The 14,717-nt window shown below is 40.7% G+C and carries 6 protein-coding genes; 4 read left to right on the forward strand and 2 right to left on the reverse strand.

Translation table 11 applies throughout. From position 1 onward, the window contains the following. Positions 1–8 precede the first annotated feature (8 nt). Together V7L31_RS00190 and V7L31_RS00195 are read right to left on the reverse strand one after the other, a co-directional pair. On the reverse strand, positions 9–4,751 hold the full coding sequence (locus tag V7L31_RS00190; protein WP_334694378.1) for an amino acid adenylation domain-containing protein: 4,743 nt from the start codon (positions 4,749–4,751) through the stop codon (positions 9–11). Further along, positions 4,752–9,041, reverse strand: coding sequence for an SDR family NAD(P)-dependent oxidoreductase (locus V7L31_RS00195; RefSeq protein ID WP_334694379.1), 4,290 nt, complete (start codon positions 9,039–9,041; stop codon positions 4,752–4,754). Between the two features lie 676 nt (positions 9,042–9,717). Between V7L31_RS00195 and V7L31_RS00200 the strand changes: the two genes are divergently transcribed. The 4 genes from V7L31_RS00200 (at position 9,718) to V7L31_RS00215 (ending at position 14,619) form a co-directional block, all read left to right on the forward strand. After that, positions 9,718–9,858 carry a microviridin/marinostatin family tricyclic proteinase inhibitor gene (locus tag V7L31_RS00200; protein ID WP_334694380.1) on the forward strand — a complete coding sequence of 47 codons (141 nt, stop codon included), beginning with the start codon at positions 9,718–9,720 and terminating at the stop codon, positions 9,856–9,858. A gap of 294 nt (positions 9,859–10,152) precedes the next feature. Then, positions 10,153–11,139, forward strand: a complete 987-nt coding sequence (locus tag V7L31_RS00205) for an MvdC family ATP-grasp ribosomal peptide maturase (protein ID WP_334694381.1) — start codon at positions 10,153–10,155, stop codon at positions 11,137–11,139. Between the two features lie 91 nt (positions 11,140–11,230). Then, positions 11,231–12,208 carry an MvdD family ATP-grasp ribosomal peptide maturase gene (locus V7L31_RS00210; RefSeq protein ID WP_334694382.1) on the forward strand — a complete coding sequence of 326 codons (978 nt, stop codon included), beginning with the start codon at positions 11,231–11,233 and terminating at the stop codon, positions 12,206–12,208. Positions 12,209–12,339: 131 nt separating this feature from the next. Further along, a complete protein-coding gene (locus V7L31_RS00215; RefSeq protein ID WP_334694383.1) occupies positions 12,340–14,619 on the forward strand; it encodes a patatin-like phospholipase family protein in 2,280 nt (759 codons plus the stop codon). Positions 14,620–14,717: the final 98 nt, after the last annotated feature.

Raw genomic sequence — 14,717 nt, forward strand, 5'->3', positions numbered from 1 at the left:
GGACGACTTCATTCAATTTCTGCTAACAGTTCGTCCAAAGCTTCTTGGCTAAACTCAACTTCTGGGAAATCTGAAGGAGTATAGCCGCCTGCATCTGGGGATAAACAATGAGCGATAATAGCTTCTAAGGCTTCTATATACTGATTAGCCAGCTTTTCTACAGTCGACCAGGAATGAAAATACTCGCTATATTGCCACTCTAGTTTCAGCCTCCCTTCCACAACTAATCCATTTACGGTTAGCAAATGGCTACGCTGTCCTTTGGGGCTGTGAATAGAACCGCTAGACTCTTGGGCATATTTCCATCCCAGGTTTGCTAACTGGGTTTGGTCGAATTGACCCAAGTAGTTAAAACTCAATTCAGCTTTGGGGAAGGCTTTTAATCGATCGCTCTCATCTGAGCTAAGATATCGCCAGATGCCGTAATCAATACCCCTGTTGGGGATACGTCGCAGTTGCTCCTTTACTGACTTGATAACTTCTCCGGGATCGTTGCGATCCTCAAGTTTTAACAGCACGGGGAATATACTGGTAAACCAGCCTACTGTGCGTGACAAGTCCACATCCTCAAACAAGTCCTCTCGTCCGTGACCTTCTAAGTCAATCAATAGGGAGTGAGAACCCGTCCAACGAGTGAAAGTCTGCACTAATGCCGTTAGCAGCACATCGTTAATTTGGGTGTTGTAGGCTCCAGGAACATCCTGCAACAGGGCGCGAGTCTGCTCTACACTCAGGTATACAGAGACAATCTGACTAGAAGCTACAGTGTTATCTTGGGCAACAGCAGCATAATCCAACGGTAAAGGAGCAATTGGGAACCGTATTAAATCCAGCCAATAATCTAGCTGTGAATGGAGTTCTGGACTGCGGGCATAATCCTGCAATCGAATTGCCCAATCCTTAAAGGAAGTTGTTTTTGCAGGTAGTTGGATACTTTTACCAACTTCTAATTGTTTGTATGCTTGAGATAAGTCTTCTAGTAAAATCCGCCACGAGATGCCATCGACAGCCAAATGATGGATGACGATGAGTAAACGTGCCGGGGAATTGCCTAAGTTAAACAGAATGACCCGCATCAGCGACCCATCTGTTAAATTCAGCGTCCTTTGTGCTGCATCTGCCCTGAGTGCGATCGCATTTAATTGTTCTGCTGGGGACAGATATGATAAATCTGCAATGTCCAACGATACTTTATCGCTGAGATCGCTGTTGTACTGCTGCCATTGCCCATCCTGCTGCACAAACCGCAGGCGTAAAGCATCGTGATGGTGCAGTAACTTTTGTAGTGCCTGCTGTAATAATTCCGGTTGCAAATTTGCAGGAACTTCTAGCAGGAAGGATTGGTTAAAGTGATGAGGTTCTGGTAGGTTTTGCTCAAAGAACCACTTCTGAATCGGTGTTAGAGGGACAACTCCTGTAACTAAACCTTGTTCTGATTTAACCGTGCTTATTATACCAGCAACAGTCGCTAATTCAGCAATTGTTTGGTGTTGAAATAATTGTTTGGGAGTAAGTTTGAGTCCAGCTTGATTAGCTTTGGCAATAATTTGCATACTAATAATAGAGTCTCCACCCAGTTCAAAGAAGTTATCGTGGATACCAACTTGTTTAAGCAGTAAAACATCCCGCCAAATCTTGGCCAAGACTTCTTCAGTGTGGGTGTGTGGGGAGACAAAGCCAGTAGATTCATCGGACTCGAACTCTGGTACTGGTAATGCCCGACGGTCTACCTTGCCGTTAGGGGTAATGGGCAGAACTTCCAGAACAGTGAAGGATGCAGGAACCATGTAACTGGGGAGCTTTGATTTGAGAAACAGGCGTAGCTCGTTACTGGTTGGCTGTGTCAGTTCTGGAATGATATATGCTGCCAAATTCTTCACACCAGGTATATCTTCTCTGGTGATTACAACAGCATCCCTTACCTGGGGATGTTGAGTCAAAGTAGCCTCAATTTCCGAAAGTTCAATGCGGAAGCCGCGAATTTTAACTTGGTAATCAATGCGACCCAAAAATTCTATATTGCCATCGGCTTGGTAGCGAACTAAATCGCCCGTCCGATAAAGTCGTTCTTGAGGTGCGAAAGGGTTAGGAATGAAGCGTTCTGTTGTCAGGTCGGGACGGTGGAGATAGCCCCGTGCCAAGCTTTCACCACCGATGTATAATTCTCCAGTCACACCAATGGGTACAGGCTGTAATAAGGAATCTAGTATATAAATTTGGGTATTTGCGATCGCTCGACCAATGGTAGGTTGTAAGTAAGCTTGTTGTCTTTTAGGAACAGTACCGGATGTTGCGACTACAGTATTTTCTGTTGGCCCGTAATTATTTACCACCTCAAAGGGATGAGAAGTTGAAGGATATTGATGAAGTTGATCTCCACCTGTGAGCAAAGTTCGCAAAGCAGCATTGGCCGGCCAATTTAATGACAGAATTTTTTCGGCCATTGGTGTCGGGAGGAAGCTAATGGTTATTGCCTTTGACAACAGCCAGTCTCGCAGTTGCTCAGGATCAAGCCGGGTTTCATCATCGGGAAAATGGATGCTAGCTCCCGCCGTCAGATAAGGCCAGATCTCCCAACCGCAAGCGTCAAATGCTACTCCAGCAACTTGTGTGACTCGATCGAGAGACGATACTGCAAAAGCTTGTTGATGCCAAAAGACAAGATTTAGCAGTCCTCGATGTTCAATTTGTACTCCTTTGGGTCTGCCGGTGGAGCCGGAGGTATAAATTACATAAGCTAGATTGTCGGTTGTGACTGTGTGGAGTAAATTTTCTGTTCTTGTGCTGGAGATGTCGCTATCAAGACAAACTACCCGCGCTTTATGTGGCGGTAACGTTGCAACCAAAGTTTCCTGGGTTAACAGCACCGATACATGAGCATCTTCTAGCATGAACGCCAACCGTTCTTGGGGATATGCGGGGTCAAGGGGTAGGTATGCTCCACCAGCCTTGAGTATGCCCAGCAATCCTACTATTAATAGGGGAGAACGCTCGACGCAAATTCCCACCAATACCTCTGGTTTTACCCCCAGTGAACGCAAATATTGCGCCAACTGATTTGCGCGATCGCTCAACTGTTGGTATGTGAGGGACTCATTTTCATAGACTACTGCGATCGCATTTGGTGTTTTTTCTACCTGCTGCTCAAATAACTCATGGACGCATTTGCTCTGAGGATAAGGCGTATAAGTATCATTCCATTCCACTAACAACTGATGTCGCTCTGTTTGTGTCAGCAGTGGTAATTCACCAATGGCTTGATTCGGATTAGCAATAATCGCTGCTAACAAAGTCTGGAAATGACTTGTCATCCTTGCAATGGTATCTGGCTCAAATAGGTCGCTGTTATATTCCCACGAACCTATCAGTCCCGCTTTTGTCTCCCAAATAGCCAAGGTCAAATCAAACTGAGATGTGCCACGTTCTACAAATTGAGGAGTCAGGGTGACATCGGTCAATTCTAATGTATCCAACAAGAAATTCTCTAAGACAAACACCACTTGGAATAGGGGATTGTAACTGAGAGAACGTTCTGGTTGCAATGCTTCTACCACTTGTTCAAAAGGAACATCTTGGTGAGTGTAAGCGGACGTTGCAACTTGTCGCACTTGTGAGAGAAACTCACTAAAACTCGGATTTCCTTTGATTTGGTTACGCAGTACCAATGTATTGACAAAAAAGCCAATTAATGGTTCTAATTCTCTACGGTTGCGGTTGGCAATGGGGCTACCAATGCAGATATCATCTTGACCACTGTAGCGAAACATTAAAACCACAAAAGCCGCTAGTAGGGTATGAAATAGGGTAGCTCCTGACTGTTGGCTGAAGGTTTTGATTTGCTTGCTCAAATTCTGGTCAATTTGAAATTCTTGGGTAGCACCACAGAAAGTCTGAACGGCGGGGCGTGGTTTGTCTGTGGGTAGTTCTAATAAGGGTGGCGCATCGGCTAACTGTTGCTTCCAGTAATTTAGTTGCTGTTTTTGAATCGCCTCAGTTAACCACTGTCGCTGCCAAACTGCAAAATCAACATACTGGATGGGCAACTCAGCCAGAAGCAGAGGGGAATCAACAGTAAAACCCCGGTAGAGATTGGACAACTCTTGGATGAATATCCCCATTGACCAACCATCTGTGATGATATGGTGCATAATCAACACCAACACATGAGACTCTGATCCCAGCCTTAGTAAAGTAACCCGCAACAAAGGGGCATTACTCAAATCAAAAGGTTGTCGAGCTTCTTTGGTGACAATCTGTTGTACTTCTGCTTCTTTTAAGCCTTGCAAATCCAGCACTGGTATGTTGATTGTCAAGCTAGGAGAAATGACTTGCACGGGTTTCCCGTCAACTGCGGGAAATGTTGTCCGTAAAATTTCGTGGCGACGGATGATTTCGTTGATACTTCGCTGTAGAGCTTCTACGTTGAGTACACCTGCAACGCGCAGCTGTAAGCCTTCGTTATAAAATGGGCTTTGGCTTTCTAAATGATAGAGAAACCACATCCTCTGCTGGGCAAAAGATAAAGGCAACTCTCCAGAACGCTGTATAGATGGTATTGGCTCAAAGGAGGAGTCTGTTGCAGTCTTAGCTTCTTCTAAAAAAGCCAGGATTTCTGATTTGCGCCCTAATAGTTTGCTTTTTAGGTCTGGGTTCATCACTCCCTTGGGAGCGCGATAATTTAACTGATCGCCTTCCAGCCAAACTTTGATGCCTAAACTATTTAAATAAGAGACAAATTCTATTGTTGTCATTTACAATACACCTCCCTCATATTCTGGTTCTGCGTCATCAAAAGCTACATTCCACTTGGTGACGACAGTTAGCAGCGCCTCCAGACTTTCTCCCAAACCAGCTACGGTAGGGGATGCAAAAAAACGATTGGGCGACAATTCAATAGAAAAAGTCTCGCGCAACCGAGAAATGACTTGGAAGGCTAACAAAGAATTTCCTCCCAGTTCAAAGAAGTTGTCGTAAATGCTGATTTGGGGTATTGCTAAAACTTCTTGCCAGGTTTGGGCTATTTGCCGTTCCATTTCGTTGCGGGGAGCGATCGCTTCTGTACGAGTCATCCCCCTAGCCAGTAAATCTCGATTAATTTCGCCGCTAGCGGTGAGGGGCATTTGTGATAGTTGCACAAAGTCACAGTTAACGGTGGTTGTGAAGCGATCGCACACCGTAAAATCCGATAACTCTGGTACAGCAGCACCGTTATGTGTAGTGAAATAGGCAGTTAATTTCTGTAACCCTGGAAAATCCGAGGTAAAACGCCGAATTTTAGCATTGCTGCCATCTAAACCGACTATCATCTGTCCTTGGTCATGATATAAACCAGCCAAGAAGGAAGATAACCCTTGTTGCAGACTCATCTCATAAAAGCCTTGAGCCTGGGTGATTTCTTGCCTCTGATAACCCTTATTGATCCCGGTATCACGCCAAATTGTCCAGGCAAAGCAATAGTTGTGCAACTCACCAACAGAACGCTGGTATTGATTAAAGCTTTCCAAAAAATTGTTAGCCGCAGCATAAGCAGAAATGGTAGCGCCACCAAAGAAACTCGCCAAAGACGAAAAACTAATGAAAACCCCCTTTCCTTGCTTTTTCAGAACTTGATGCAGCACCCAAGCACCTGACACTTTGGGACGTAAAATAGCAGCTAAACTCTGCGGTGTTTCATCCACTAACATTTGTTCGTGATAAGTTCCCGCCAGATGAATCACCCCATCTAGCTGACTTCCCCAGTTAGCCTTGACTTTTTCTATCACTTGTTGAACAGCTTGAAAATCGCAGATATCCACTGTTTCATAAACCACCGTTCCCAGCTGCTTTAATTCTTGGTAAAGCTTGACTTTTTCTAAGATTTCCGTAGAGACGTTAGATGTAATATCTTCACTTGGTAAACGAGTCCGACCTACTAATAATAATTTGGCATTAAAAGACTTAATTAGATATTTAGCAATTTCAATTCCCACACCCCCAAGTCCACCACTGATCAGATACATTCCCCCTGATTTAAAGGGAAGTTCTTGTTTTGGTTTGTCTTGCAGATTAACTTTTTCTAAACCTGCAATCAAACGCTGTCCATCTCGATAAGCAACTTCTTGATCTTTTGATAAAACTTCGAGTTCTTGCAGAATATAATTCCCATCAACTTCTACCAAATTTGGTACTAAATCAATGTGGCGACAATTTAACCAGGGTATTTCCTGGGGAATAGTTTTAATTACTCCCAAAACTGGAGATTTTTCATAAGCTATCTTGTCTATTGGTTGCGTAGACTGGGTGTAGCTAGAAACAAATAATAATTGAACTAAATCTTGAATTTCCTGAGTTTTTGCTAAAGCTTGTACAAGAAACAACAAACTATAAGTTCCCTGAATTTGGGCTATTTCCAGAGCATCTAGGCTGGTGATTTCTCCGTTATACTCCTGATAATTCCACAGATGAAGAATTTGACCAATAGTCTGATTGTCTGCCTTTATCGTCTCAAATAATCTCTGATAATGGTCTGCATTACCAGGAGCTAAAGAGAAGTGATTTTGGCTTTTTTTCGCAAACTCATATCCAGGTGAAATACAGATATAGGGCAGATTTTGCTGTTCTAGTTGCTGACAAATAAATGCTCCTAATCCTAAATCGTCGAGGAATATTATAGTTATATAATTTTTGGATAACGTCTTCAAAGGCTTGGCTTGCTTGGGTCGCCAGACTTTTTGATAGAACCAATCAGGAATAGTGTTACTATTATTTAATAAGATATCGAACCGTTTGAGAATTGAGTTAAACTCACCTGCATGGAAGCGATCGCTAAGTTGCGATCGCTGTATTTTACCAATAACGGTTTTAGGTATATCTTCTTTAGGTAATAAAATTAAATAGTCAGGATTCAACCCGATTTTACTAACAACTGTCTTGCGAACTTTCTTCAGCAATTCTAATATTTTTTGGTCTTCCGTAATCGGCGAACTGAAGAAGACAGCCAGTTTCTCTGTTGCACCATCAGCATTGCTAACTGCACAAGCGGCGGTGTAGGAAACTTCAATTTCGGCAATTTCTTCAACTACTGCTTCAATTTCATGACTGTAGTAGTTAGCTCCATTAATAATAATAGTTTCTTTGGCACGACCAGTAACCACCAATTGTCCATTAGCAATAAATCCTAAATCGCCAGTATCAAACCATCCATCTTGTAAAAATGATTGACTGTTGGCATTTTGGTTGTTGTAATATCCCGGAGAAACGGCATCACCTTTAACTTGCAAACGCCCTATAGTATCTTCTCTTAATACAGAGTTTTGCTCGTTTACGATGCGAATGGTAATTCCCGGAATGACTGAGCCTAAATCAGTAAAACTATTATAATTTGTATGGTCTATTTCTACTCTTTGAATAGTACCTTGTAAGATAGATTTATCTATTCTATGAAATAACAAAGGTGCTTCTTTAATAGGCTGATAATATGTAATTCCTGAACCCATCTCAGCCATGCCAAAAGCCGGTCGAATTGCCGTTGCTTTGAGTCTGTATGCAACTAAATTTTCTCGAAAATCCTCCACAGCTTTACTAGATACTGCTTCACCAGCTGTCAGTAGGAATTTCACACACGATAAGTTCCAATTCTGTTCTGATTCTTGTTTGAGAGAGTCATTAACTATGGAGTATGCAAAATTAGGGGCCCAGCTATGAGTAATGCGGTATTTATGAATCAAATCCAACCAGTTGAAGATGCGACCTAATATATATTCTTTTTGGGCATAAACTAATGTGCAACCCGCTTCCACAGCCCGGATATGCCAATCGGAAATGCTGCCAATATGATCGAATGGCAGCCAATTCAAAATCACATCTTCTGCCTCATGTTGATTAAGTTGGTTAGCACCTCTAGCACGAGCAATGAGATTTTTATGAGTCAATTGAACGCATTTTGGTATTCCTGTACTGCCAGAAGTCAGGTTAAAAAGAGCCACCTCATCTGGTTGACTATGATAATATTGTTTGCTGGCAGTATTGTTTTTTAATACTTCAATTGCACCTATTTTGAGGCGTTCTACTGGTAGCCATTGCGATAGGAATTCTATCTCTGGTTTGAGAGCTTCTGTAGTTAAGATGACTGGACTATCTAAGAACTGCCAAATATGACAAAGCTTATCCACCACCTTGTTTGATTCTCTATAAGTCGGTGGCACTTCCATGATTACGGGTACAAAGCCTCCCAATATGCAGCCCCAAAAAGCTGGGATAATGTCACAGCTAAGTTCCATCTGCAAAATGACTTTGTTGGTTGGCTTGAGTCCCAATTTTCTCAAACCAGCAAGAATCCGCTCTGCAACTTCCAGTAACTCAGTGTAGGATTGGCGTACTTCTGTGCCATCGGGCAACAGGTAAATAATTCCCGCACTTGTAACCTGTTGCGCGGCTCTTTGCAAAATTTCGGGTAAGGTAATAGGTGCGTTGCGATCGCTCGGAAGAACATCACCGTGACTGATGGCAAGTGGCTTTGGCTCTAAGAAATGTTGTTGTGTATCTGGTTGGGAATCTCTGGGAATTGAGGCAACGTTAGCGATGGGCAAAGCCCCGCCTGCCGCTATCGCGTTTTTGTCTTGCCAATCTGGAATCAAATCTGATAAATGAAGTGAGGGGATATTCTTTCTCAACTCCTGCACCACTACCACTGCTTGTTTAATTTTGTGATGAGAGTTAAGTTGCTTTTCTACTTGCTCAATTAAACTTTCATCAATAATAGGAAGGTTCATGAGAGCCAATTCGTCTACCTCTCCTGTGGCAGTTAAAGGTATATTTGACACTGGTACTACGGCTTTGGGTAATAATGTTTCCCCAGACACATTTTGAAGATAAGAGCGAATTTGCTTTAGCGAGTTATTTGAGCTTGAAACAATATATAGTATGACTTCCAGTGGATATGTTTTATTCACAATCACTGTGCATTCGTTTAATGGAGCTTCCTCCAATAAAACTAATTCAAACTTAGTTTTAAGTTGCTGTATTTTATTCAAATATAAACTCTCTTCTTCTAAAAAACTCATTTTTTACACTCTTTACCATAATACTTAAAAATTACAAGTCTATACTTACTGATCTATAATCTAGGCAACCGAGAAACTATTGCACAATATAAATTTTGCTTTTGTTTTATATCAATATAATTCATAAATAGCCTTTTTTTGTTACATCAATTTACTATAGATAATATTTAGAAATTATTGTTCTACTAAAGTACAAATTCTATGAATTAGTCTGTTTGACCTAAATCTTTTAAATAATCTCAGGTTTATCAATAAAATGCAATAGCAGTTAAGACAGTTAAGTAGATAATAAGGTAACTTCAAGAAAGTTAAGAAAGTTAAGAAAGTTAAGTAGATAATAAGATGGATAGTTAAGACAGTTAAGCAAGCATTTAACGTAATAATTCAGAATAAATAAAGAATCGGGAGAACATTTGATGACTAAATATACCAACCATTCTAGATTCCTGATAAATTCTGGCTCCTGACTCGTGGGTGCTGATTGATATTGATTACTTAATATTGATAAAGAGTTAATCAATTTATCTTATGTCGTTGCTTAACTTTCCTAAATTTCTTAACTTTCTTAAAGGCTTGAAAATAATTACTTCTTAACTGTCTTAACTGACCTTGAAAATATATTTAATTACTGATATATATATTAATTGAAAAAATAATTTCCTTTAAGGAAAACTCTATGCCTAAAAACAAAGTCAAAACATTGGATGGTGCAGCGTTACCATTTTTTGCACGTTTCTTGGAAGAGCAAGCTACTGAAGGTGAAGGAACAGATGTTCCTTGGACTTACAAGTATCCTTCAGATTTGGAAGATAAATAATTTATTTAGTCTTCTACATTTGAAAGTACCTTTCTAGTTGGAAAGATATCTTGTAGTTGGCTCGATCATAATTTAATAGAGTAGTAGTTATCAAATAACTGGAAACTATTCTTAGAGGCGCGATGGCGCAGAGAGATCGCCTACGGCGATCGCTTTCATATTACCTTTTCCAAAGATGGAGGTGATTGCTTTTTTTTACCCTAAATTCTTCAAAGATTTTTGGGTATCGAAAGCAATTTCTTTGCTAATCTAATATTTAATAGCTACCTCCTAAAATTATGATAAAAAATATTTATGCACCTGTCTCGTGATGTGGTTTTATTAATTACCCACAGTGGTGATTTCTTCACAATAGATAGAGTTGCAGAAGCCTTATCAAAAAAAGGGGTGCAACCATTTCGTCTAGATACTGATAAATTTCCTCTAGAAGTGCAATTAACAGCACATTTTGATAAGTCTAAAAGCTACCACACTATAGAATGTAACAACCACTCTATCAGCACAGAGCAGGTGCAAGCTGTATGGATGCGCCGTATTTGGGAACCACAACTGAGTCAAGAATTAGCGCCAAAGTTCCGAGAAGCTTGCCTTAGAGAATCACAAGCAACTTTAGATGGTTTTTGGGACAGTCTGAAGGGAGCTACGTGGGTAGACAATTTGGAGCGGATAGATTATGCAAGTAACAAGCTGCGTCAACTGCGGATTGCCTCTGAAGTAGGTTTTGTTATTCCCCAGACTCTTGTTACCAACAAGGCCCAAGCAGCACGAGAGTTTTTTCAACAAGTCAACGGCAAAATGGTGAGCAAGCTTTTAACTGCTCTTTCCCGCAGTATGGAAGCTAACTCCTCGTTTTTTCTGTACACTAGCATCGTCAAGGAAGAAGACTTAGAAGATGCCGAATCACTGCGCTACTGCCCAATGGTTTTTCAAGAGCAAATTCCAAAGCAACAGGAATTACGGGTGGTGTATGTGAATGGTAATGTATTTGTGGGGGCGCTAAATGCAGATGTGTATGCAGCAGTTGATTGGCGTAAACCAGGTGTTGAGGTTGGCGCATGGCAACATCACCAGCTTCCAGATGAAGTAGTTCGCCGTCTCAAAGACTTTATGGGGAAATTTGGGCTGTTGTTTGGAGCGTTAGATTTCATCGTCACACCATCAGGCGAATACGTCTTTTTGGAAATCAACCCTGTGGGGGAGTGGGGAATGTTAGAAAAGGATCTAGACTTACCGATTGCAAGTGCGATCGCAGATGCTCTTGTAGCAATTCGTAATTCGTAATTCGTAATTCGTAATGACGCTCCTGCGTCGCTAACGTAATTCGTAATTAAAAAAGTCAATTACTATAGGGTGTCTTAGGCGCAACTCAATTATGACTGTATTAATAGTCACGTTTAGCAAAGACAACGAAAGCATTCCTTTAGTTATCAAAGAAATTGAGGCTAGAGGAGAAAAAGCATTTCGGTTTGATACAGACAGATATCCCACCGAAGTCAAGCTAGATATTTACTCTGGCGATACTGAACGAGTAATTATTACTGATGGCGAACAAAAGCTCGATTTGAGTGAAGTCTCCTCAGTTTGGTATCGGCGGATGCGCTACGGACAAAAAATCCCCGACTCAATGGACAAGCAATACAGAGATGCGTCAATTAACGAATGTCGCGCCACAGTCAGGGGAATGATTGCCAGTCTTCAGGGATTTCACTTTGATAAAATGTCCAATGTGGATCGGGCTAATAATAAGCAACTACAATTGCAAGTTGCACGAGAAGTTGGTCTTATAACTCCACGCACTCTGACTTCAAATAATCCAGAAACAGTTAAGCAATTTGCTCAAGAGTGTCAGCAAGGTATAGTTACCAAGATGCTTTCTTCCTTTGCTATTTATGACGATCAGGGGCGAGAAAACGTTGTGTTTACTACTCCAGTTACAAATGACGATCTGGAGAATATGGAAGGACTGCGTTTTTGTCCAATGACCTTTCAAGAAAATGTGCCCAAGGCGTTGGAGTTGCGGACAACTATTGTCGGACACCGCGTATTTACTGCGGCAGTAGATTCCCAAAGTTTAGAAGGATCTACTTACGACTGGCGCAAAGAAGGGAGAGCCTTAGTTAAAAATTGGCAGCCTTACGATTTGCCAGAAGATATTGAGAAAAAACTGCTCAAACTGATGGCTTATTTTGGCTTAAACTATGGAGCAATTGATATTATTGTCACCCCCGATGGTCGTCATGTATTCCTCGAAGTTAACCCAGTCGGGGAATTTTTTTGGATGGAGATATATTCACCACACTACCCCATTTCGCAAGCGATCGCAGAAGTATTACTGGCTAATAAAAATTAGATTATTCAGCTTTGCATATTTTTCTTGTCTTCTATTTTATAAAGCGTTAGCGAGATTTCACTATTAAGTTTATTAATATTAAATCCCTTGTTTAAAAATACGAATTATTGATATTTGGAGATTAAATCCTCGTGATAAACCTAGTAAATACACAAACAGTTTTAACATTTAATGGGGTAAATGATTATATAGATTTTGGCAGAAACGATATTGGTGGCGTTTTCGCTCAAGGGAGTTCAGCTTTTACGGTTTCAGGATGGGTAAATCCACACGAACTAACAAATAAAGCCACTAGTTACGGGACGCGAAATGTATTTTTTGCCCGTTCTTCAGAGAGATATAGCGATAATTTTGAATTCGGCATCAGTGAAGCAGGAAGCCTAGATGTCTACATTGATGAAACAGTTAGCAAGGGTATTAAAACCTTTGGGCAAGGAGAATTAACTATAGAACAATGGCACTTTTTTGCTATTGTTTTTAATAGTGGTCAAGTAGCCGTATACCTTGACGATCGTGAATACAACGATTCTCTTAGAGGTTCATCTTTAAACAAAGCCACAAGTTCTATAACTCTGGGAGCAACGTTACACAAACAGGTCTATTTCAAAGGACAATTAGCAAACATTAGCGTTTGGAATTATCCTTGTACTCAAGCAGAAATCCAGACTCATCGTTCTGGGCTAATAGTCGGAGATGAAGAAGGATTGGTGGCTTACTGGAAACTAGACGATGGGCAAGGTACAACTGTCAAAAACCAAAAGGGAAAGTCCTATCAAGGAAATTTTCGTGGTAATCCTATTTGGACTTTAGCAGAAATTCCATTTGCAACACAACCATCAAATCCAGTTATATTGGCAGTAGAACCATCCAATCAAGAAGATATTCAAATTGAAGAGATCCAAACTGAGACAGTAGTTATTCCTGAAGAAAATATCTCACCACTAACCACAAGTTTATTAGCAGCAACGGTATCGTTAGTAAGCGACGAAAACCAACCAAAGGAAATTCAACAGACAGAAATAAACAGCGAAGAATCCGAGATTATTCCAACTGCGATCGCTCTCGAACCAGATGACGAGGAAACCAAAACAGACCAAATTGAAGATCCCGTCAATATCCAACAAGCACAAATATTAACTCAGGAGGAATCGCCGTTAGTAAACGACGACGAAAACCAACCAAAAGAAATTCAACAGACAGAAATAAACAGCGAAGAATCCGAGATTATTCCAACTGCGATCGCTCTCAGTCCAGATGACGAGGAAACCAAAACAGACCAGATTGAAAATCCCGTCAATATCCAACAAGCACAAATATTAACTCAGGAGGAATCCTCAGAAACTATGAATACAGAAGCCCGTCCCAAATATAAAATACTTTCCATTGATGGAGGCGGTATTCGGGGCATTATTCCGGCATTACTCCTAGCAGAAATTGAAAGGCGGACACAAAAGCCTATATTCAGTTTGTTTGATTTAATTACTGGCACTTCTAGTGGCGGAATTTTAGCACTTGGACTAACTAAACCCCGATTAAGTTCTGATGTATCTGATAGCTTGCCACTAGCTGAATATACTGCTGAGGATCTCCTACAGCTATTTCTGGAGTATGGGGTAGAAATATTTTATGAGCCGTTATTTGAAAGACTACTTGGCCCGTTAGAGGATATATTTCTCCAGCCAAAATATCCTTCCGAAAGCAAAGAAGAAATTTTCAAGAAATATTTTGGCAACGCCCTTATACAAAATAATCTCAAAGAAGTTTTTGTAACGAGTTACGATATCGAGCAGCGAATTCCGATATTTTTTACAAACAAACTAGAAAAACAGCAAACAGAATCTAAGAATTTTCAGAAGTTATCTGGGGGGTTTTCGCTCCTAGATGCAGCATTGGCAACTAGTGCCACTCCGACTTATTTTGCTCCTCATCGGCTTGTAAACCCCCACAATAGCGGCATCGCCTATACTTTAATCGATGGTGGAGTATTTGCTAATAATCCAGCCCATTTAGCTATTTTAGAAGCACAAATTAGTAGTAAACGAAAAGCCCAAAAAATTCTGAATACAGAAGATATTTTAGTAGTTTCTTTAGGTACAGGTTCGCTGACAAGTGTCTATCCTTATAAAGAAGTCAAAAATTGGGGACTCTTGCAATGGGGAAGACCACTTTTAAATATTGTGTTTGACGGTGGTAGTGAAGTGGTAGCTGGAGAATTAGAACAGTTGTTTGAACCTAGCGATAAAGAAGCTAAAAGTTTTTATTATCGCTTTCAAACATTGTTAGATAGTGAACTAGAAGAAATAGATAATACCAAACTCCCAAATACTCGTCAGTTACAAACTATAGCCCATCGACTAATATCTAACAAAAGTCAACAAATCGATGAACTGTGTAGTCTTTTGTTGAGCTAAATCAGATTTCTTACATCTTGCACCAGTTAGTTGGTGCAAGATGTAAGATTTTTAATTTCTTCCCAAAAGAAATTAGTAATGACTCTCTTAGTCATGTT

The organism is Nostoc sp. (genome assembly GCF_036916655.1).
Taxonomy (GTDB): domain Bacteria; phylum Cyanobacteriota; class Cyanobacteriia; order Cyanobacteriales; family Nostocaceae; genus Nostoc.

Coding starts and splice junctions, on each gene's coding strand:
- V7L31_RS00190 (WP_334694378.1), bottom strand. CDS start 4,751: ATGACAACAATAGAATTTGTCTCTTATTTAAATAGTTTAGGCATCAAA.
- V7L31_RS00195 (WP_334694379.1), bottom strand. CDS start 9,041: ATGAGTTTTTTAGAAGAAGAGAGTTTATATTTGAATAAAATACAGCAA.
- V7L31_RS00200 (WP_334694380.1), top strand. CDS start 9,718: ATGCCTAAAAACAAAGTCAAAACATTGGATGGTGCAGCGTTACCATTT.
- V7L31_RS00205 (WP_334694381.1), top strand. CDS start 10,153: ATGCACCTGTCTCGTGATGTGGTTTTATTAATTACCCACAGTGGTGAT.
- V7L31_RS00210 (WP_334694382.1), top strand. CDS start 11,231: ATGACTGTATTAATAGTCACGTTTAGCAAAGACAACGAAAGCATTCCT.